The organism is Kurthia populi (genome assembly GCF_042686175.1).
GTDB classification, from domain to species: domain Bacteria; phylum Bacillota; class Bacilli; order Bacillales_A; family Planococcaceae; genus Kurthia; species Kurthia populi.
Genome location: NZ_JBHUOR010000023.1, coordinates 134,995 through 157,586 on the forward strand (window position 1 = coordinate 134,995; position 22,592 = coordinate 157,586).

A 22,592-nucleotide genomic window follows, 5' to 3' on the forward strand; every position below is an offset into this window, starting at 1 on the left:
TTACTTTTTATGTAATTGTTCTATTCCATTTATACTTATTTTTTATTTTGTTATACTAGCAACATACCGGAATTTGGAAGGTGGAAACGATGAAAAAAGTATTTTATGGCACAGCACTTGCTGCGGTATTATTACTAGGCGCTTGCTCAAGTGACGATGCAGCAGAGGATGCAAAAACAGAGGCTACAGATAAAGCGAAAGATAAAGATAAAGACACTGAAGCGGTAACGAAAGAAACGAATAAAAAGGTAGAAGAAAAAATCGCGAAGAAAAACGAGGGTGCTGTTGAGAAGAAGGCAGATTTCAAAACAGATGAAGACGTGAAAAAAGCGATTGAAAAAGAAAAAGGCGTGGATTCAGCGAATGTTCTTGTGACAGAGGCGAATGGCAAGGACTATGTCATGGTAGACATTACGGTATCGAATGATTCAAAAGCGAAGGCGAAAAAGCTCGCGACGAAATATGCGAAATCACTTAAAAAACAGCATGCGAAAAAAATCGTCGATGTACGTGTTATTTTGAATCAGGACGTACTTGCTCAAAAAACATTGAAATAAGCAGGGAGGGATTAGCTTCGGCTAGCCCTTTTTTTGTGCCTTTAGTTCGTTGGATGAACGGCTACACACGCGCTAATGGACGAGATAGCGTACTTTCATTTACATTTTCACGTTAAAAATAGTAAAAAATTGCCGATTTTATAGGTATGAGATAATTTAGGAGGCGAGTAAATGAAAAAGTATAAACAGCTCATGGCTGTGGCGGCAATTGCTCTAGCAGCTACTACCGTTTATAGCGCTGATGTGTCAGCCACTCAGACACCTACAATGATTGCGCCAGCAGAGGCGAATGTAGCAGGCTTTAAGGAGCCAGTTGTCACAGGTAAGCTTGTAACGTCAAAGAAAGCATCTGCGAAAAATACGGTGACTGTCGAGACCGTACAGGATCTTCAGGAGCATATAACAAAGGAATTGTTAGCCTTTAATTCGAATTTTACGGTGAATGTGAATGAAAATTTAACAATGGACGAGCTAAAAAAATTGATTGATGACGCGTATCAAAGCAATGGCTATACGCGTGGTACGGTAGATGAAATTGAGTTTTCATTATTAAATAAAAATGGGCAGGCCGTTATTGAAGTTAATGCAACCTATCGTCATACGAAGGCACAGGAAGCGATGGTTACAAAGAAAATCGAAGCGATTTCAACGGATATTATAAAGGCGAATATGTCGGATATTGAAAAGCTAAAGGCTATTTATGACTACGTGGCGCTTCAGAGCACCTATACGGAAGATACGACGAATAGTCCGTATTCACCGTATACATTACTGACGGAGAAGGCGGGCGTTTGCCAGGCCTATGCACTACTGGCGTATCGTTTGCTTGAGAAGGCGGGATTTGAGAATTACTTTATTACCGGAGAGGCAAATGGCATTCCACACGCATGGAACCTTATAAAGCTTGATGGGGCCTGGTATCACTATGATACGACGTGGGCAGACCCGGTATTTTCGGAGTCTGGCGGCGTGTATGATGACTATGTGACGTATAATTATTTTTTAGTATCTGAGCAAACGATTTTAAAGGATCACAGCATTGATAGTGGATTTCCGGCAGCAGCAGACGCAGATTATGTGAAAGGTTTAACGGCATTAAACAGTGCGGTATTAAACTATACAATTGGTGGTCAAACGTCGACGCTGATCAATATACCGACCTACCATGACGGCGCCTGGTATTACACGAATGCGGAATATGGCCTTTCGATGCTGAAAAATGGTGTGACGACGAATCTGACATCAGGGGAACGTGCATTTTCGACCGTATATGCGAATGAGCAAATCTTCTTCTTAAACAATTCACTGCAGGTGTCAGCGTATCATTTAGCGACGAAGACCGTCGAGCAAAAGACGACAGAGTTGGCGACACGTTTACGAATTGAAGATAATCAATTGGTGGCCTACAATGGTGCGAAAATCGTCTATACGGAGCCATTACCAACCGCCTCTGACAACGTCATTTCGCAGGTGACAACGCTAATAGAGAATGTATTTGTGCCAAATTTCGAGCAGCAAACAACAGCATTATTAGCAAATTTTAATGCCTTAACAGCGGAGCAGCAGGCCTTATTACCGGTAGAGCAACAGGCAGCGATTGCATCAGTACAGCAGAAGCTAATGGCCCTTCAAACATTTAATCAATCACTTGAAGCAAAGGATGCTTGGGCTACGAAGAAAACGACCGATGCACGAAAGCCATGGACCGTAACCTTATCAAAGGAGCTTGAAAATATAGCGGCAAATAAGACGGCTATTCAGGTGCATGATATGTTTGGCGAAAAGCTTGAGGTAACAGCGGAAATTAACGGCAAGAAATTAATGATTACACCAGCGGGCGACTATAAGCCGGGGGTACCCTATACATTATTAATTAATAAGTCGTTAAAAAGCACAGATGGTAAGACACTCAAGAAGGATTTATATATGACATTCACATTTGAACAATAATGAAAGAGGTGACGGGGATAAAACACGTCATTTTCCTTTTTTAGCGTTCGCAACGAAAAACCGGAACCGCGCTACAGCGCGTTTCCGGTTTTTCTTATGCTCATAGGAGACACGTATGTCCCAGCCTTTTTTAATTAACCAATAGAATGTATGCTATAAGTAACATGTCTTGTTAGGTATATAAACTTAATGTAAACAGTTTATTAAATAAAATTTACAAAATAAATAGTTTAAAAGTTTTAAATTTTTAAATAAAGGAAGTATAATAAAAGAAAACGTTACGAGAGGATGAGGAAGATGGAAAAGCACACACTCGATTCATATGTAGAAGTATTAACGCATACAAAGCAGGTAGCGGAGAATATGCATGAGACGGTAGCGGGCTATACGAAGATGGCACAAATGCTCGAGGCAGCGGTAGATGGCCTGGAGTCAACAGCTAGTCGCGTACAACAGGAAGTGGCATTTATTCTGTCTTCCTTTATTCGAGAGGCCGAGCAAATGGTGAATTGCTATACTGATGTGTCGTGGGCACAATATATGGCGGCGCTAGCACAGGCGAAAAAGGTACAGCATGAGCGCAAGTCTCGGCTTGTTGAATTATTAAAGGTAAAAAATGAGTTACGCGATGCAAAGTGTGAGCTTGTGTACGACAAAAATAAGATGTCGATGTAAGGCTGTAGCTGCAGCCTTTTTTTTAATGGCCGATAACAGAGAAAAGGAGGTTATAGGATGAAGAAATGGTTCATGGGTAGTTTAGTAGCAACGATTGCCATCTCGTCATTGCCGGGAGACGCAGATGCGCGTGAAATTATTCGTTCTGCGACGAAGCAGGCAACGACGTTTTATAAGCACGCAGGGAAAGTGGAATTACGTGTTATAGAAGCGGAGGAAATTGTGCTCATTCGAAAGCGCGGTGCGGTGTGGACAAAAATTGAATATGCGAATAAATTCGGCTATGTGGCGACGAAGGATTTACGTTTTCCTGAGACGGATCAGGAGAAAGAGGCAAAGCTTAAGGTACAGGGAGAGGCACTGAAAAAGAAAACCGCTGCATACAATCGTCTTGTAGAGAAGGGGTTATTTGACCGCTTGATTGGTCAGGAGGATTTGAGTTATCGTCTGGCACTGGCACAGTTTGAATCCCATATTCAATCAGTGGGCGTCAGTAAGAAAGCAGCAAAGCGTCTTACAACAAGCTATGTGAATCCAGGGAAGCGTGCGATAAAGCGCGTGAAATATGAGCTTGTCGCCTGGCAGTTAATGGAGCTTGCACAGACGCAGGTGCGAAATATGGCATATGATGAGGCAACGGTGACGTATAAAAAAATACAAAAGGAGCTGAAGTCAGGTAAGGCACTGCGTAAAAAAATGAAGTCCCCGGCACTACCGAAAACATTTCAGCAGAAAATAACGAAGCGCGTAGCCTCTATTCAAAAGCGGCTGAAGACATCGACATTTAACGATTTATTACAGGAGGGGCATGTGCACTGGATGAGTGAGATTCAGTTTGAGCCTATTACAGCAGCTACCCCGTATATTGATTCGAATAATAAAAAGCATACGAATGGCTTTGTGCTAAAGCAGTCGGCGGACCGAGCGGCGGTAATGATCAGTCTGCATTTGCCGGACAGTAATATTTTTAATCAGCAGCAGGTTATTTTTAAAAAGGTGCGGTACACATTATCGCGTAGTCCGGGCATGAATGAGGAATTATTGGAGGCTCCCATCACGATGGTGCTTCGCGGAGATAAGGTATTGAAAACGGCGACGACGCTTGAGCCTTTAAACGAACCAATTGAAAAGGAAGCGGTTATTTCAGCGGATAGTGCGATTTTTTTTGAATTCGAGCATGTGCCAAAAGGTATAGCTGTGACAGATATTGTGTTTTACCGATAGTAATCAAAAAAGGAGGTTGCTTATGAAAAAATCAATGGCGATTGTAACGACGGTAGCGCTTGTGATGTCGATGGCGGGCGAGGCAGAGGCAGCGATTAAAAAGGTCGGGGCGAGTGTCGAATTAAAATCAGGAAAGCTCGTATCGAAAAAAACAGGCAAGGTTGTCAAGGGGCATGTACGCTACAAAGCAAAGGTCTATTACAATGGCAAGCTTTTTACGGGTGTAAAGGATCGCACCTATTACAAAAAAGGTAGTACAGCGAGCGGTACATATAAGGCAAAAATCTACCGAAAAGGCGCTCCTTATACCGGGGTGATTCGGGATGTGTACTACAAAAAAGGTGTAGCGAGTAACGGTACCTATAAAGGGAAGGTGTATACGAATGGCGCGCTTTATTCTGGGCTAAAAGATGAGGTATTATATGCGGACGGTGAGAAGGTAAGTGGCTTAGTAGGGGGCGTTTATTACGAGGAAGGCGCGCCATATTCTGGTGAGCAGGATGGCCTTTATTTAGAAGAAGGCAAGGTGTTTTCAGGTGTGGTTGACCAGTCACTGTATGTGGATGGTAAAAAACCAGCGGGCTATAAGCTGTATGAGGGGATCCTTTATTGTGACGGGGATATCGAAACGGCAACGGTGCAAGTCAATGATGTTTGGTATGCGGGCGGCAAGCTTGCGAATGGCTCGATTACGACAGAAGCGGGTGAGCAGTTCCATGTGGTGAATGGGCTTGAGGTGTCAGATTCTGAGCCGGAGACACCAGATGACACAACGGCGCCTGACTCAGAGACTGATGATGAAGTTTCTGAAGCTCCGGAGGCTCCAGAAATAGAGGCTCCGGAACAACCGCAACTACGTGGTTATGAGCTGATTTCAGGGAAGCTTTATTATAATGGCGTGATTGCGACGGGGACGCAGCTTTATAATGAAAACCTGTATAGTAACGGAGTCCTTTCAGTAGGGATTGCGTCGTATCGTGATCGCTATTATGAAAATGGGACGCTCGCAAATGGCTTAATCACAGTCGGCAATCAGCAGCTACTCGTGTCACAGGGACGCCTGGCGAGTGGTGTGAAGGACTATGTGGAGTATGTGAATGGCGAGGCGGTGAGCGATTTTTATTACACGAATGGTATGCTTTATTTTAAAGGGCAGCCCAATGTCGGTGTCGTGTTATTTCGAGATAAATGGTTTAACGGCGCAACGCTAGCGAATGGGCTAACGGTCATTCACGGGATAGAGCGAATGCTATCGCAGGGTGTCAATGTGACGGGTCTCGTAGGTGACATTTACTATAAGCACGGTGTGCGCTTTACTGGTGTGGCACAAAAGATTCTGTATACAAATGGGGTACGTGAGACTGGACGTAAGTGGCATGGTGGACTCTTTTTCGTCGATGGGCTGCAGGTCGAGGGAATTTTCCTAGATAACGGCATTTATTACGTCAACGGGGCGCTTGCGACTGGGCGCTTTGATGTGCCGGGGCTTGGTGTGCGCTATTTAGTAAAGGGTGTGCTCGCAAATGGGCTTGTGCAGGGGATTTATTACAAGGACGGCGAGCGAATGCGTGGGCTTATGCTCATTGGTGGCAAGCTCTACTATGATGGTATGCCAAATACTGGTGTAAAGCGCTTTGAGGACAACTGGTATTACAATGAGTATCCGGCAACGGGCATTCTTTTTACGGCTGCTGGGGAGGAATATGCGGTAGAAAATGGAAAAGGTGTTACAGGTTTTTATCAATCTGCCTATTATGTGAATGGGAAGCTAGAAGAAGGGTATGTATTACGAAGCGGCGAATTGTACTTTAATGGTCGCCCACACAATCATATAGTCGAGTATGAAGGAATTTGGTATGCACGTACAAAGCCGGCACATGGCGTTTACACGATAAATAATGTGACGTATTGCTTTGACAATGGTGTGAAATTCACAGGATTTTATCATGAGCGCTACTTTTCGGAGGGTGCTCTTGCGCAGGGGAACCACAACGGGAAGAACTATGTAGACGGGATAGAACAACCATAATATGGGTATTCTGCTTGTGGTCAGCTGATTGAAATGCAGTCCGTTCCGCTCATTTTAGCGAGGGAACGGGCTTTTTTTAGTACATATCCGTTATAATAAAAGTAATGAAATTTCGAGGGAATATAGGGGGCTAACGAGTGAAGGAACGATTTTATTTTTTTACAGAACACTTAGCTGATGGCCGTACGAATTTGGAACAAGTTATTTTATTACGCTCACAATTATTTGAGCGTAAACTGCATGTCTCACCAACAATTGTGACGGTTGAATATGAGCCACAATTAGCGAAGGCACGCCGCACTTTAATTGAGCGCGGTGTGTTGGACAGTGAGACACAGTTTTTAAATTTATATGCCGACCTTCAAGAGACGAATATGGAGATGGGACAGCCGAAAGAATGGCCGCTCAATCCGCTATGGTCCTATGAAAAGGTACCAGATTCAAATGATGTTGGCGTGCTAGATAGTGAAGGTAAGCCCGTTCAATATCGAAATTATAGTGAGGAAGGCCGCTTAGAAATGGTCGTGCATTATGATACGCATGGTCGCATTATTCGTAGTGATATTTATGATTCGAATGGCTTTTTAAGTAAAGTACAGGTCATTCAACGTGATGAAGTAACATGTGAGATTTTTTACCGCACAGATGGCCGCGTTTGTATGTATCATTTCTTTGAACAGGATGAGTTAGCATTAATTCAATTAGTGGATGAAGATGGCTCGATTTTATATCAATGTGAGACGGAAACGGAGCTTGCGGGCTTTTGGCTGAAAATGGTGCTAGAGGAGACGGAGACGAATTACTGCTTCGTCGATTCACAAAAACCGTATGCGGCGATTTTAGAGGATTTAGGTCCCCGAGCAAAAATCGTGACAATGATTCATGAGCCGCATATTGATTTCCCGAATAATCCAATTGATGGCTCATTAAATGAGGAATACCGTCATGTGTTCCAGCAGTTTGATAAGTCGGCGGCTGTCGTCTATGACTCAAACGAGCAGTATGACCATGTGCAGGAGCGCTTTGGTGATGTGAAAAATCAATTTGCGATTCCGACGGGGCTTGTCGAAGTGCCACAGCGTGTGAATTTCAAAGACCGTCAGCCATATGCATTATTATTTGTGGCACCATTTGAGCCGCGCTATAATCCACTGGCGGCAGTACGTGTTTTCAACCGCATCGTACAGCAGCTACCAGAGGCGACACTGTATATGTGCGGCGAAGGCTCGGAGCGAGAAGCGGTCGAGGCGTTGATTCAGGAGCTTGGGCTCGACGACAAGATTGGCATTATTCCAGAGCTTGACGCAAATGTGTACCATCATGTGCAGATGGCGATTTCGACGAGCATCGATAGTGAGGTGCCATTGCCGATTTTATACAATCTAGCGTACGGCGTGCCAACTGCAAGCTACAATTATTTATACGGTCCTGGTGATTTGATTTTACATAAGATTAGCGGGTTGCTTGCGAGTCGTAATAATGAGGAAGAGCTTGCGGCGTTAATTGTAGAGCGATTATCAGATCAAAAGGAAACCGAAGCGATGAGTAATCATGCGTACGGTGAGGCACTGCGCTTCAATGCGAACAATACGAAAATTTATTGGATTCAATTGATTCAACGACTACGAGAAAATATTTGGAAAAAATATTAAGACGACGAGACTCTTCAACTGAAGGGTCTCTTTTTTGTTGGTATAACAGTGTTTTAGCAGTCTATTGCTTTAGCAAACTACTACGCTGACTGTTTTTTTGAAATAGCACACAAGCCAAAATGAGTATGATATGATGGCGTCAGTATTTTAATCGAAAGGACGGCGTATGATGGAAAATATCGGCGTATTTTTATTAATGTCCCTACTACTTATTTTAGTACCGGGACCAGATTCTGGACTTGTCATTCAAAACTCGATTGTTCATGGCAAAAAGGCGGGCATGAAAACGGTGATCGGCTCGGTGTCAGGGCTATTCATTCATACTGCAGCGGCAGTGCTTGGGTTGTCTGCACTGATCGTCAAATCAGCATGGCTCTTTACTATACTAAAATGGGTCGGGGCCGCGTATTTAATTTATATCGGTATTTCATCCCTACGCACAGTGCTTCGTAAAGAGGAGCCAGCTGCGATGACGAAAGCAAAAAAACAAAAATCATTCTACCTACAGGGATTCATCACCTGTGCATCGAACCCAAAGGTAGCAGTGTTTTTCCTCACATTTTTACCACAGTTCGTGACGGATAATCTAAATCATATGCTGCAGTTTTCATTAATGGGGCTGGCATATGGCGTCATGACGATTATGGTCTTTACGTTGTATGTGCTATTAATCGAAGCGTTCTCACGTTGGCTGAAAAGACCAATTGTGCAAAAGGCATTGCAAGGTACAACGGGTGCGGTATTAGTCACATTTGGTGTGCGTCTAGCACTTGAACGTCAGCCATAGCTATTCGTTCCTCGTTTGTTTAGAAATTGGTATAATAAGACGAAAGAGAGGGTGAAGTGATTATGGAAGACTACAAAAATATTATCGTGGCAGTAGATGGCTCTGAATCATCAAAGGCAGCCCTGCAGCGCGCAATTCAAGTGGCACAGCGTAACAAAGCGGTGTTAAATATTGTCAATGTGATTGATACGCGTGTATGGGCGAGCCTAGAAGCACGTAATCGCGATAAATTAGAGGCCGATGCGCAGCAATTTGCGACAAGTCTTGTGGATAGCTATGACGATGCGGAGAAAGCGGGCATTGAGCAAATTGAAATCATTACAGAGGCTGGCTCACCGCGTACCGTTATTACGCAGGAGGTAGCACCTCGTATTGGCGCTGATCTGATTATTTGCGGTGCGACCGGTGTAACCGCAGCAGAACGCATTTTCTTAGGTAGTGTATCAGAAGCCATCGTGCGCACAGCACCTTGTGATACGCTTGTTGTACGATAAAGAACAGAGAGCTGTTAGACGAACTGATCTAAAAATCTGTGACAACATAAGAAGAAAAAGACACTTTCAAGGATATACACTCTTTGAAGGTGTTTTTTGATGGGCAAAAAAACAAACGGATTCCTATTAAATAAAAATGAAAGTCACTCGAGATAAAGGCCTCAAATGTGCCAGTGAATGAAATGATGAAGGCATATAAGATTAAAAATAATACGCAGGTTTTGGTAACGTTAAACCTAGTTGCGTACCGGAAAAAGATGGCGAAACAAGAATTTGACGGCGACTCCTAGGGGAGCCCTAGCCCTTAGCATGAGTAGAAGACCCCACAGTGAGCTTGTGAGCGAGGAGGCTTCCGCCATGCCCCAGGAAAGCGTCCGTCAAATTCATTTAGAATATATTGTCTCACTTTCGTGGGTCAGTTTCAGAGGCGGCTCTTTTTTAATGGAACAACTCTCCTTTTTCATCGTCAGTGAAGTAGCGTATAATAGGGTGAATGTAAGGAGTTTTTAAAATGAAAAAAATCAGTTTTGTAATAGCCTCGGTGCTACTAATGCTTGTCCTCGGCGCCTGTAGTGAAGAGAAAAAGTCGGACAAGGCGGCGAAGAATGTTGATACGCAGTATGTGGGAAGCTATACACTTATGAGTATGGGCCAAGCAGATGGCAATCAACTAAAGAACTATCGTACGGTGCCGCTGAGTGAGGATTTAGCGTACGCAGAAAAAATTGAGCTGAAAAAAAACGGTGACTACGTCAATATAATCCAGTTTTATGATGATCAGTCTCAGGAGAAAATGTACCAGGAAATCATTCAGTATGATGGCTATACAAATGACGGAAAAAACGTTCATTTAACGACAACAACGGATGATAACACGTATGAGCTCAAAGCCTATAAAAATGAAGATGGCTCACTCATGATGAATTATGATGGTTTAAAGCAGCTACAAGATAACGGCGCAACGCTTACCAATTCGACAGCAACGTATGATGCGTATAATGTGACGGAATGGTACAACAAAAACAATGCCTCACAAAAATCGACGCAAAAGCTATTCTTCACAGATGAAGGGCATTTAATGAGCGTAACGTATTCAAAGGCAGACAATACAACTAGTGTACTTGTGTACGAAAAATAGAAGAAGCACATTCGAAGATCATCTTTGAATGTGTTTTTTTATGGGGATGATAGCTTCTTCGCTACTAGGATTGCTTTTTTCGTTAAGGCGAAACGTAAAAGTCCGATATAGAGAAAGAGGTGATCGACATGAAGAAGCAATTACTGATGCTAACAATGGTGACGACACTCGGCTTTTCGACGGTGCAAACGATCGAGGCCGAAGCGGCGACCATTAAATATCCAGAATCTTATCAAGTTTACCTAAAGGGGAGTAAGCTGCATGACCGTATGACGAAGCGTCCGCTGAAAAAATATGCACAATACAAGGGCTTTATGTATAAGAATGGTGTTCGCTTAACGGGAACGGTAAATGGTGTCTATTTTAAAAAAGGGAAGCTGGGCACCGGTATTTATAAGAAGAAATTTTACCGCAGTGGCCAGCTTGCGTCTGGTTTATATGAAGGGAAGCTGTATCGCTCAGGTGTTTTAAATAAGGAATATTACGTCTACAACGACCAGCTCTATCATAAAGAAAAACGGAATGTAGGAATTGCTTTATATAACAAAAAATTGTATTTGGATGATTCATTATATGCGGGTTATTATGTATATGAAGGGGTACTCTATAAAGATGGCCGTAAAAATACAACCGTCGTGAATGTAGAGGGTGCATGGTATACGGGCGCAACCACTCAGCCGGGGTGGATTCGAACAAAGCAGCTTGGCTGGATTAAAATTGATGACTTTGGCTTTCAAATTAAGGATGCCGTACCACCGCCAAATTTAGAAACTGGGTCTGAATCAAACATCGAAAACCCAGGAGGAAATGAAGGCAATGATATGGAGCCTCCAGCAGTGAATGGCTGGGAGAATGATATGGAGCCTCCTGACTATCCTTCATCATCAACTGCACCACCACAAAATGATGCAGAGCCACCATCCACTACATTGCCACCGCAAAACGATTTAGAGCCACCAACAATGAATGGCTGGGAGAATGACATGGAGCCTCCTGATTTTCCTGAATCATCACCAAATGACTTAGAGCCACCACCAACGAATGACTGGGAGAATGATATGGAGCCTCCTTCTAGTTGGGGGCCAGATGATTGGATATAGTGAAAAACTGTGACACAATAGCCTGATTTCAAACATATTTCACCAATAAAAGGGTATAAAAAAAGTAAGGAATAAGGGGGTATGACCTATGGCGGCGCAACAAGATTGGTTTACACAAAATTTATCGTATGAAGATTACAAAGATTTTCAAAATGCTTTACATTATTATACGTTGACGCATACGGAGTTTGTAGGTCATCGTTTATTATATGGCGTTCAAATATTAGAGCAAGGCCTCAAAAATTTCGATTACTCGACTTTATCCTATGCCGATACAATTTCAAAATTAATCGAGTTTTGTACAGAATTTGAGCAACTTATGATGTCGTCATATCGAGCGTTCTTTTCTTTTTATCGCAGTATGTATCGCTTTCATGGTGTAGATATCGAAATTGAAGTCGAGGAAATTTTACGTAACACAGATTCACGATTTTCTGAATTAAGTGGGGCATTGTTTACCGAGAAAAATTTAAATGCGCATTCACAGAAATTAATTGACTTATTATTGCAGGAGCAGGAAGCCATTCGAGAGCGTTTGTTAATGACGGTGAATCAGCTACAAGTGCTGGAGAAAGTTTTTCTCGCGGAGCTAGAGCATAATCCAGCTACACAGATGCCAACGATTGAAGAATTGATAGCAGAAATTCTTCAATTGCTTGCGACGGATAGCTATAAAGAGATTTATGACAATACCGTCGAAGTAATGGAGATGATTATCCCAACAATCCCAATGCCTTCTGAGAAAACATCGATTAGTATACTGAGTGCGCGTATTATTAATCATGCAGATTACTTAGCGATGCTCCTTGACCATATCGGTACGAATTATCAGGCGCCGGGGTCAACAGAATGCATTATAGGACGCTGGATTGTCGCGAATAAAGATCAATTTTTGCATATTGAGGCATTTCGTAAATTCATTGAGCAGCACGAGGCTTTTCATGATGCAGCACAAGATTTATTACAAAAAGATTCATTCGAAAATTCGCGTAGGATGCTACAGGAGTCAATGGCATTTCTTTCCGCATCCATCGCCTTAATTATCGAAATCAAAGCACGAGAGGGTTAGGGGGAAGTGATGTGTGGAGATTAACAAGTGCAGCAGTAGCTTTAACGCTTTTAGTGCCTTTTGCGACAGCAGAGGCGAAAGAATTAGGAACTGGAATGCTAGCAGATGCACAACTTAAGCAACATGAAAACATTGAGATGAAGACATTAGAGACGATTCAATATACAGTGGCCTTAGCGAAAGATGCGAAAGCAGGCGATACGATTACGATTGCGCTCCCAGCGGATGTGATGCTTTATAGCAATCAGACAAGTGATGTCAAAAACACTGAAGGCAAGGTTGCCGGAAATGTCGCCTTTAATAAGGAGAAAAATGAGGCGATTGTGACGCTAAATGATGTCGCAGCGGCGAGCAAGTATAGTCAGCTAATTGTCGATATTCCGGTGACTTTTCAAGATACAACAGCAGGGAAGCATACACTAGAATTGCCACTGAAAAACGGTATGAAGAACGTTGATTATACAGTTGTAGCATCAGCGGCCCCTGCAACGGTTGAGGGAGATGGCACAGTGAGTGGCTCGACGATTTCATGGACGGTGACCATTGATGCGTCAGGCGCAACCTTAACAAACGCGCAACTAGAAAACGCTTTTGGGGATTCCTATGATTTAGATGGTCCAGTTGTTGTAAGCTATAAAAATGCGGACGGCACGACATCAGAGAAGAAATTTAATTCACGCTTGTTGGCAGACCGTACGTTAAAGCTAAATTTAGGAACAATTAAAGAGCAAGTAGTGACGATTTCTTACGATACAACGGTGACCGATATCGAGAAAAAATATACGAATAATTTTATGATTCATTCGTTAAATAGCGACGATATTGTAGCGAAGGCAGTAGTGAATGGTAAGGGTGCTAAGGTGATTGCACCTGAACCTGAGAAAGAAATCCAAAAACAGCCCATTACACAATCTACTGGGCAAGAGCCACTGTCTGCAAAAGCACCGATTGCGCAGCAATCAAATACATCCTCTTATAATGGTGTTAAAACAACGGGTGATGTCATTACAAAGCATTCCCAAAATGAAGATAGCGGCAATACATTAACAGAGCTACCACAGACAGGTATAAGTAACCCAGCTTGGATTGGCGCAGGTTTACTTGGCGCTGCTTATATGATATTCCGTCGTAAAAAATAAAAGTGGCTCGTATAAAAAAAGTAGAAGAAAGAGGCCGGGACATACGTATAAAAACAACTGCTCCTATGAGCATAAGAAAAACCGGAATCGTGCGGTAGCGCGGTTCCGGTTTTTTGTTGCGAACACTAAAAAAGGAAAATAAAGTGTTTTGTCCCAGCCTTTTTTGTTATGAACTTCTAATCAAATGGAGAGAAGTTCGGCGTTTTATCATTTCTTCGCAGAATCCCCCTCCCTCAAGGAACGTAGTGAGTAGGGAGGGGATGAATGCGAACCCAATTATTTGAGCTGTGTATTTTTCGTAATAGATATTAATTCACGAACTTTAATTTTTCCGCGGTATTCCTGAATAACACCAGCACCTGGCGCGATGTAAATGATATTTTGGTTTGAATATGTCACCTTCATCACATTTTTAAATGTACCGGCCTTTACTTTTTTTGTAGCGAGCAACTGCATTTTCGCGGTTATTGCACGGCGCTCTGCATTGGACTTTGGAATGTCCCAGAAGCGGGCGTTTGGAATCGCCGCAAAAGCTAGCAATTGATAGCTACGCAAAAAGCGTCCATTCATCGATGGATATAAAATAAGCTCATATTGGTTTTGCACGAGCTTATATTGATCGAGTGGCTCCTGATGATATTTAATTGGGTCGAGCTGCCAAGCACCTGCAGCCGCGTCGTACCAAGCATAGCTCGTATATGGATACTTTGTGCTATCTGCTGGACGTGAATTAGTTGGCGTGTGAATGCGCTCAAACATAGAGTTTGCCATAACCTTGTATTTATAAAGTTTCGTTTGGTCAACGGCATAGGTGGCAGCAGAAGCACCCTTGTCATCAATTTCTAAATAGGCTGTCAGAATATAGCCCTTTTTACCATTGTATGTGACGCGTCCCCAGCTATCGCTCGCGGTGTAATGAAATGTCACATGCGCCCCCTTTGGTACAGCCGTAATACGCCCTGAACCTGGATGCTTTTTATAAAGGAAAGTCGGTACCTTTGTCGTTGCTGCGTAATTAAAATCTTCTGCCGCATGTGCTTCATTTGAGACACTTAGACAGCAAATGATAGCGAATACGCCTGCTAAAAATAATTTATACATCAAAAAATCCCCCTCTCATCAGTCATATCGTAAAAAATTGCGTTTTTTACAGTAGGAAAGCCGAACTTTCCTAGAAAATTCTTAGCTTTAGCACATAGTCACTTCTCTTAATTAACGGTATAATTAAGAACAAATACAAGTAGAAACGGAGACAACTATGAACTATAAATCAATTGCTGCAGCCTGTTTAGCAGGATTATTTTTGACGTCAGGAACACTACAGGCAACCGCTGCTGAGCCACTTGCGGATGTGAAACAATACGTCAATGACTATTATTATCCAGGTATTTCAAAGACAGAGGTGAATAAATCAACATCGATTAAACAGCTAATGAAAAAGCTAGATGACTACTCAAACTATATGACACCAGCAGAGTTTGACGAGTTTTACAACGCGGTTGAAAATCAGCTTGTCGGCATTGGTGTCGGCATTGTTGAGCATAAAAAAGGCATTAAAATTTTACAAGTATATGATGGCAGTCCAGCGAAAAAGGCGGGCATGAAAGCGAGTGACATTATTACCGCTGTGAATGGCAAATCCATTGCGGGTTTGTCGATTGAGGAGAGTAGCAATCGTTTAAAAGGTGACGAGGGAACTTCCGTAACGGTGAAATTTTATCGTCCATCAACAGGAAAATCGTATACGAAAAAAATGACGCGTGCGCTTGTGAATCTGCCAAATGTTGAAACATCCGTGCTTGCGGGCCATGTCGCATACATTCGACTCAACTCATTTTCAGAGGATAGCGGTGCCGCAGTAGCGAAGGCTATTCGCAATATGCCAGCGTCTACACAGGGCTATATTTTTGATTTACGTGATAATGGTGGCGGTGATGTAGAGGCGGCTGAGAAAATTATTGGCTTAGCGAAGAAAAATAAAATCGCCTATTTATTAAAAACACGCGAGGGCAATTATAAAGTACAGCCGGCAAAAATGACGACACATTTTGATAAGTCAGTGGCGATGCTCGTAAACGGTAACTCAGCAAGTGCCTCAGAAATGACGGCAGCATCTTATAAAGACCAAAAGGCCGCAACGATTTACGGTCAAAAAACGTACGGTAAAGGGGTTATGCAGTCGATTGTACAAGTGAAGAATAAAGGCTACTTGAAGCTAACGATTGCAGAATTTAGAGGATCGAAAAATGCAGTCATTCAAAATAAAGGCGTCACACCGAATGTCGTGACACCTAAAAATAAAGAGCTGTATACGAGTCACCAAGCCTTTTTGAAAAAGCAATTGAAGAAATTTGATAAAGAGGCAACGATCAAACGGACAGCGACAAATCCAAAAATGCTTGTAAAACCGACGAAGGATATGGACTGGAAAACGTTAAAAACAGCGAAGGTCTCGTTATTACAAATCGGTGGGAAAGAGAAGGATGTAACCGTTAAGCTACAAGGGAAATCACTCGTTGTGACACCAAAAACGAAGTTGAAAGCTGGAACAAATTATTATTTACGTGTTAAAAACGCCAAAAATTCGACAGACGGTACGTATCGTTATGTCATGATGAAATAGAGAAAGTGAAAGCGTCAGCAAAAATGCTGGGGCTTTTTTAATGAAATGGCTACTATTTCCCTTGAAAAGATACAAATATAATAGAAGAAACTCCATATTCTTTGAAACAATTTTGCAACATTTGACGTATTCAGTAAGTATTCTAGATGTATATTATTTTTCACCATCAATTAGAGATGGTAGAATGAAGACAAGCACATATTTTCAGGAGGGTTTTAATTGAAAAAATTAGTAGCGGCAGCATTTGCTGCAACGTTATCGTTTGCAACGGTTGCTCCAGTAGTAATTGACAATCCAACGACAGCATCAGCAAAGTCGTACAAGTCAGGTAAAAGTGGATTTAGTAATTCTAAATCAAATACCAACAATCAAAATGGTGTAACAAACAACAAAACGAACCAAAATCAAAACCAAACAAATAACTCAAAAGCAACAAACTCATCAGCAGCTCAAAAATCAAATAAAGGCGGCTTAATGAAAGGTTTAATGCTTGGTGGTTTAGCAGGTCTATTACTAGGTGGTATGCTTGGTAATATGGGTGCCATGGGTGAAATTCTTGGTTTACTTATTAACGTTATCGGTATTTTAGTTGTTATCATGTTAGTCGTTAGCCTAATCAACATGATCCGTAACAATAAAAACCGCAACAAACGTGACGACAAGGATGACAAACAATGGAACAACTAATTTTAGACGAACAAGAAGTAATCAATGCGCTTTGCACGTATCATGCACGCCAAAAAAACTTAATTCCAGAAGATGTGATGATCGAGCTTATGTACGATGATCATGATGGTCGTGAACCAGAGGAATTTGGTGCTGAGGCGGAGGTAGACAATGAAGTTGTCACATACCAAAAAGGTGATATGATTCAAGCAATTCGTAATTGGGTGAACTTTGAATATAATATTGATCAGTTTTCAGCTATCGTAAAACTAGCGTTCAATGAAGAACAAGGTATTTACGCGATCGTTGAATAATAGAGTAGGTAAAAGCAGTAATCATACGAAAATATGGTTGCTGTTTTTTTAATTATTTGAAGTTATTTAAGAAGAATGAATCCAACTAAAGACGCTTTTTTTACAATATTTTACGATAAAAATAATAACTTTATGATAATTTTCAATAAATTAAATCAAAAAAACATTTAATTTAAAAAACAATTAGAGATAAAGGTCATTTTGCGACATGGTTCGACAATCTCTAATAAATGTCATATTTATACTTTTAAAGTTTAAATATGGTATATTTATTAGGGTTCTAGACAGGGATAAAAAGATTCAATAAAATGCTTTAAATTGAAAATAGTCGATTGAGTCCTTGAATATTGGAAATAAAAAGATTTTTTTAGTTCTAAAAAACTAATAAAGGTCTTCTTTTTATTCCAAATAATTGAAAAATGTTAGTCTCAATATATTATTATTACAATATTTATTAAAAAAACCTTAAATTTATTAAAAAAATGTTTCATTATGTGGTAATATAGTCGATAAGGATTACAGAGAGGGTAATAAGGTGAGATATTGTTTAGTATGATGATATCCCCGTTCCTCGGTGATTCATTACAAAATTATAATATGTAACTCAAAAGGAGATTGAATTTCACATGGCAAATGCAAAATTCGTTAAAACAGCAGCAGCAGTAGCACTAGGTGCTTCAGTAGTAACAACAGCGGTAGCTCCAGGTGTAGCTTCAGCAGCGACTAAATACAAAGTAAACTCAAAAGGTAACTTAGTATTAAAATCAACAGGTTCATTAGTAAAGGGTTGGGTAGAGTTTGGCGGTAAACTTTACAAAAACGGCAAACCAGCTCCTGCTAAAAAATATAAAATCATGGGCACTGGCGCTTCAATGAAACTTTACTTCGGCCCAACACTTAAAAAAGGCTACAAAACGGCGAACAGCAAATCATTATTATTCAAAGACGGTAAATTATTAAAAGGTAACAAACAAACGGCAGATCGTACTCGTTACTATGAAAACGGTAAATTAGCAACTGGTTGGGATGTTGTAGCGGCAGATGAAACAAAATACATCTACAAATCAGGTAAATTATTCAAAGAACAAAAAACAGCTACACGTGACGGCGTTCTTAACTACTTCGAAAACGGTAAATTAGCAGAAGGTACTAAAGCATTCCAAGATACTTTATTCACTGACGGTACTGTTGATGAAAAAGATCAAGTATTTAAAGACGTATTATACGTTGGCGGTAAAAAAGCTGAAGGTACTGTAACATTTGAAGATGTAGTATACGTTGATGGTGTTAAAGACACTGAAAAACCAGAAATCACTGCAGAAGATAAAACTGTAGAATACGGTTCAGAAGCTGTAGACGTTGCAACTTTAGCAACTGTTAAAGATAACTCTGGCGAAGAAATCAAAGCAGAAGCTAAAATTTCATTCGACGGCAAAGCAGTAGAAAAAATCGATACTAAAACTCCTGGTGTTTACACTGTAACTTTCACAGCTAAAGACAAAAACGGTAACGAAGCTGAAGCGAAAGAAGTTAAAGTAACAGTAGCAGAAGCTGCTAAAGCTGAAGTTGAGTCTGTAACTGCGATTAACGGTACTCAAATTAAAGTTACTTTCAACAAATCAATTGATGCTTCAACTGTAATTGGTACTTCTGATGCACTTAAAAACATCACAGTTGCTAAAGTTGGTTCATCTGCTGAAACTGGCTTAAAAGCTACATTATCTGATGACAAAAAATCAGTAACAATTACTTCAACAGGTGCTTTAAATGGTGAATATAATGTTGCTGTAACAGATGCAGTAAAAACAACAGCAGGCGATAAAGTAGAAGCTTCTACAAAACTTATTAAAATTGAAGATAAAGTAGCACCAACATATGTTGGATTTACTAAAGAAAATGCTTCAACATTCTTATTCAATTTCTCTGAACCAATTAACGATCTTGGCTCTGTAGTAGTTAAAAAAGCTGACGGAACAGTTTTAACTACACCAAATGCAACAGTATCTAAAGATGGTTCAACAATTAAAGTAGTATTAGGAGCAGATGTAGAAGCTGGTAAAGATATTACAGTATCATTCGCTGGTCAAACAGATGCAACTACTAATGTTCTTGAGACACCATTCTCAGTAACTATTCAAAAAGGCGCTAAAGATGGTGTAGCTCCAGAAGTTACTAGTGTAACCCCTGTTAATACTAAGAAATTTGAAATCAAATTATCTGAAGAAGTTCAAGGATTTGGTCTTTCAAATGTAACTGTAAATGGTGGAGCAGTTAAATCTGTAACACAAGATAAAGCAGATAAAACAAAATATATTGTTGAGCTTAATTCTGCAGTTTCAGGTTTAACAACAGTAGCTGTAACAGATGCTTATGCAGATTTATCTGGTGAACAAGGTAAAGCATTCAGCCAAATCGTAAACTTTGCTGCTGACACTGTAAAACCAACTGCAACTGCTGCTCTTTCTGTAAATAAAGACGGTAACCAAGTGTTAACATTTACTACAAGCGAAGATACTACTTTAGCTAAAACGGGTACTATTACTCTTCCAGCTAAAGCTGTTAAAAATTACGTAACAACTTCTGGAGACATCACTTTAGATGCAACTGATTTAAAAGCTGTAGAAGGTTCTTCAACTCAATACACAGTTGAATTATCTAAAGTTAAATTTGCAAATAATCCATTAGTTAAAGACACTACTTACACAGTAGACTTAGTTGCTGACGTATTTGCTGATGTAGCTGGTAACAAAAATGAAGCTAAAAAAGATGCATTTACATTCACTCGTGGTGCGGATAAAGATGCAGCTAAACCAGCTGTAGTTTCTGTATCTGATAATAATTTAGATTCATTTACAGTAGACTTTGGAAAAACTGTAGAACTTGATAACTCTACTGTTGTAAACAAAGCTAATTACTATGTTGCAGGTGCTACTATTGATTCAGTAACTTTAGATGCTAACAATGTAGCAACTGTTAAACTTGTATCTGGTTCAAACAATTACACTGGTAAACGTACTGTTAAAGTAACTGGTATTAAAGCTGCAAACGGTAACGTTATGGATGATTTCACTACAACTAAATCATTCAATGAAAACGTAAAACCAACTGTATTATCAGCAAAAGTTGATGATGTAGTAAAAGCTACAGCAGAAGTAAAAGCTAAAAATGCTGATGTTGAAGTTGATAATAAGAAAGCTACTGCTTCATACACTGGAACTCAAAATGGTACTGCAACATTTACTTATTCTGAATCGACTAGTACTTGGAAACAAACTTCTGGTGATACATTCACTGGATTAACAGTATCAACAGCTGCTCAAGCAACTCCTACAGATAGTGAAAAAGCAATTGTAACTACAACTAATGGAGTAAAAGCAGTAGCAGCTACTACAGGTAAAACTACTGTTAAAGTAACTTTAAGCGAAGAAGTAAAAGCTGTAACTACTGATTATGTTGTAAATGTTGACGGTAAAAAAGTAGAGGGCGTTAAAGCTACTGTAACTCCAACAACTGCTAACTCTAAAGAAGTAACAATTGTTATCGATAAAGAGTTAACTGCTGATGACTTTGCTAAAGGTGTTACTCTAACTGCTGCTGATTACGAATTAACTGATGGTGCTGGCAACAAAGCTGACATCCCTGCAGCAGGTATTAAAGTTTCACTTTAATAGTTAAGTAATAAATCCAAACTTCCCTTACCTTATTGGGCGAACGGATTCAAAGACTCTTATCTTCTTCGGAAGATAGGAGTCTTTTTGTATTTCAATCACATACTTTAATGAGATTTTTAGAATTTGATCAGCTGCTCTCTACGCTTGTATTTGCCATTTAAACAGTGATTTTTCATTAGGCTGTTCTTTCATCGTTTCGTTTCTTACATCCTGCATTTTAGGGGAATCTGCTGCTTGTGTGTTCCTTCTTTCCTTTCCGCCATTTAAGAACCGTATCTACTTCCTTTTTTAAATAGATATTATTTCTTTGATGTTTCAGCTCTTCTTTTTGAAAAAGCTGTACATCTAATGTGATGAGTGCATTTGGTTGTTTATTTATTCTCGTATTGTACGAAACATCTACTTTTAAACGAGTAGGTGTTTTTCTATGGAAGAAATAGCTGTAAACGCGGTATTAGGCAATTATTCAAGGATATTTAAAAAAGCCTCTACTTTATACCTTCCTTTCAAATGATAAGGGATTAACCACCAATCTGCTCGTTCTAGGGGGATTATAAAATGGTTCGACCAATTATTTATGCATTTGTTTTAAAACGTATTCATCAAAGCTTTTACAAGACCACACCTATTGTAGAAGTAACGGTAAATACATTACCTGTTCATTATCCAGATGTAGCACGCTATAAATATCTTTTACCATCTATCGCTACATTAGCGAATTGTACACATGCTTATCATTGCCATTTAAAGAATGAAAGTGGTGAAGTGTAGACGATTCATTTTATATTGGAGGAGGTCGTGTGAGTGAATAAAAGAAGACAATTACATTGGTGGATGTCGTGCTAGAACGCAAAGGTTCAATGATGTTTGAAGGACGTATATAAATGTCAACATGGTTAGGTACATTTTTGCGCATCTAAGTATGTACAATCATGATCATAATGGCTATCACTATTCAAATTACTGCATAATTACAACTTGACATAGAGCCGCTATTCATATGATTTTTGAGCCAAAAACGCAGCCATGATAAGGCTGGCTCATCCGCAAAGGCTATCATATTCATTTCTCTATATAAAGTTGTAATATACATTGGAAATCAAAAATGTACATGGTTAAATGAACGTTTTTGTACATGCCCAAACGCGTATTTATAGACGTAAGATGAACATTCCAAATGATGCGGCTAATATCATTAGAGATTTCATAGGGGATTCGGATCGTGAGAAGTTTGTTGTGCTTTGTCTGAATGTAAAGAATAAATGCACAGTCATGCAAGTAGTATACACAGGCTCGTTAAACGGTGTGTTTAAGGTAGCATTATTTTCATGCAAGTGTCGTTGTGGCGTACAACCATCTATCAGGAACCCCCAGGACGAATGAAAAAGCGATTAGTTAAAATAGGAGCATTCCTGTTAGAAGGATTTTCAGAGACTTGAAAACAAAAAAGCCCTCCTGTATGATGCTTGAGTGTCAACTGGCATTGACGCGCATAATATACAGA

At 40.4% G+C, this 22,592-nt stretch carries 19 protein-coding genes; 18 read left to right on the forward strand and 1 reads right to left on the reverse strand.

Features of this window, described 5'->3' with window-relative positions; all coding sequences use genetic code 11:
* Positions 1-89 precede the first annotated feature (89 nt).
* From ACFSY7_RS04560 to ACFSY7_RS04615, 12 genes are all read left to right on the forward strand, one after another.
* On the forward strand, positions 90-557 hold the full coding sequence (locus ACFSY7_RS04560) for a hypothetical protein (RefSeq protein WP_380147004.1): 468 nt from the start codon (positions 90-92) through the stop codon (positions 555-557).
* A gap of 171 nt (positions 558-728) precedes the next feature.
* Positions 729-2,507, forward strand: coding sequence for a transglutaminase domain-containing protein (locus tag ACFSY7_RS04565; RefSeq protein WP_380147005.1), 1,779 nt, complete (start codon positions 729-731; stop codon positions 2,505-2,507).
* 297 nt (positions 2,508-2,804) lie between these two features.
* Entirely contained in the window at positions 2,805-3,182 is a 378-nt protein-coding gene (locus ACFSY7_RS04570; RefSeq protein WP_380147006.1) for a hypothetical protein, read from the forward strand.
* Positions 3,183-3,239: 57 nt separating this feature from the next.
* Positions 3,240-4,406, forward strand: a complete 1,167-nt coding sequence (locus ACFSY7_RS04575) for a hypothetical protein (RefSeq protein ID WP_380147007.1) — start codon at positions 3,240-3,242, stop codon at positions 4,404-4,406.
* 22 nt (positions 4,407-4,428) lie between these two features.
* Positions 4,429-6,435: a hypothetical protein gene (locus ACFSY7_RS04580; protein ID WP_380147009.1), complete on the forward strand. Its 2,007-nt coding sequence runs from the start codon at positions 4,429-4,431 to the stop codon at positions 6,433-6,435.
* Between the two features lie 137 nt (positions 6,436-6,572).
* Positions 6,573-8,087 (forward strand): glycosyltransferase, encoded by a 1,515-nt coding sequence (locus tag ACFSY7_RS04585; protein ID WP_380147010.1) that lies wholly within the window; start codon positions 6,573-6,575, stop codon positions 8,085-8,087.
* A 169-nt stretch (positions 8,088-8,256) separates the two neighbouring features.
* On the forward strand, positions 8,257-8,874 hold the full coding sequence (locus tag ACFSY7_RS04590; protein ID WP_380147011.1) for a LysE family translocator: 618 nt from the start codon (positions 8,257-8,259) through the stop codon (positions 8,872-8,874).
* 62 nt (positions 8,875-8,936) lie between these two features.
* Positions 8,937-9,368, forward strand: a complete 432-nt coding sequence (locus tag ACFSY7_RS04595; RefSeq protein WP_380147012.1) for a universal stress protein — start codon at positions 8,937-8,939, stop codon at positions 9,366-9,368.
* A gap of 511 nt (positions 9,369-9,879) precedes the next feature.
* Entirely contained in the window at positions 9,880-10,506 is a 627-nt protein-coding gene (locus ACFSY7_RS04600; RefSeq protein WP_380147013.1) for a hypothetical protein, read from the forward strand.
* Between the two features lie 128 nt (positions 10,507-10,634).
* Positions 10,635-11,606, forward strand: coding sequence for a hypothetical protein (locus ACFSY7_RS04605; protein WP_380147015.1), 972 nt, complete (start codon positions 10,635-10,637; stop codon positions 11,604-11,606).
* A gap of 88 nt (positions 11,607-11,694) precedes the next feature.
* Complete coding sequence (locus ACFSY7_RS04610) at positions 11,695-12,675, forward strand: CZB domain-containing protein (RefSeq protein WP_380147017.1); 981 nt, start codon at positions 11,695-11,697, stop codon at positions 12,673-12,675.
* Positions 12,676-12,686: 11 nt separating this feature from the next.
* Positions 12,687-13,814, forward strand: coding sequence for an Ig-like domain-containing protein (locus ACFSY7_RS04615; RefSeq protein WP_380147019.1), 1,128 nt, complete (start codon positions 12,687-12,689; stop codon positions 13,812-13,814).
* 276 nt (positions 13,815-14,090) lie between these two features.
* Here the strand turns inward: ACFSY7_RS04615 and ACFSY7_RS04620 are convergent, their stop codons facing one another.
* Positions 14,091-14,915, reverse strand: a complete 825-nt coding sequence (locus ACFSY7_RS04620; protein WP_380147020.1) for an SH3 domain-containing protein — start codon at positions 14,913-14,915, stop codon at positions 14,091-14,093.
* 157 nt (positions 14,916-15,072) lie between these two features.
* Between ACFSY7_RS04620 and ACFSY7_RS04625 the strand changes: the two genes are divergently transcribed.
* The 6 genes from ACFSY7_RS04625 (at position 15,073) to ACFSY7_RS04650 (ending at position 22,471) form a co-directional block, all read left to right on the forward strand.
* Complete coding sequence (locus ACFSY7_RS04625; protein WP_380147021.1) at positions 15,073-16,437, forward strand: S41 family peptidase; 1,365 nt, start codon at positions 15,073-15,075, stop codon at positions 16,435-16,437.
* A 219-nt stretch (positions 16,438-16,656) separates the two neighbouring features.
* On the forward strand, positions 16,657-17,124 hold the full coding sequence (locus tag ACFSY7_RS04630) for a hypothetical protein (protein WP_380147022.1): 468 nt from the start codon (positions 16,657-16,659) through the stop codon (positions 17,122-17,124).
* Positions 17,112-17,417 (forward strand): DUF2653 family protein, encoded by a 306-nt coding sequence (locus tag ACFSY7_RS04635; RefSeq protein WP_020189162.1) that lies wholly within the window; start codon positions 17,112-17,114, stop codon positions 17,415-17,417. The genes ACFSY7_RS04630 and ACFSY7_RS04635 overlap by 13 nt, the downstream gene beginning before the upstream one ends.
* Before the next feature lie 626 nt (positions 17,418-18,043).
* On the forward strand, positions 18,044-21,085 hold the full coding sequence (locus ACFSY7_RS04640) for a hypothetical protein (RefSeq protein WP_380147023.1): 3,042 nt from the start codon (positions 18,044-18,046) through the stop codon (positions 21,083-21,085).
* A gap of 561 nt (positions 21,086-21,646) precedes the next feature.
* Positions 21,647-21,859 carry a hypothetical protein gene (locus ACFSY7_RS04645; RefSeq protein WP_380147024.1) on the forward strand — a complete coding sequence of 71 codons (213 nt, stop codon included), beginning with the start codon at positions 21,647-21,649 and terminating at the stop codon, positions 21,857-21,859.
* Between the two features lie 393 nt (positions 21,860-22,252).
* Entirely contained in the window at positions 22,253-22,471 is a 219-nt protein-coding gene (locus ACFSY7_RS04650) for a JAB domain-containing protein (RefSeq protein WP_380147025.1), read from the forward strand.
* Positions 22,472-22,592 lie beyond the last annotated feature (121 nt).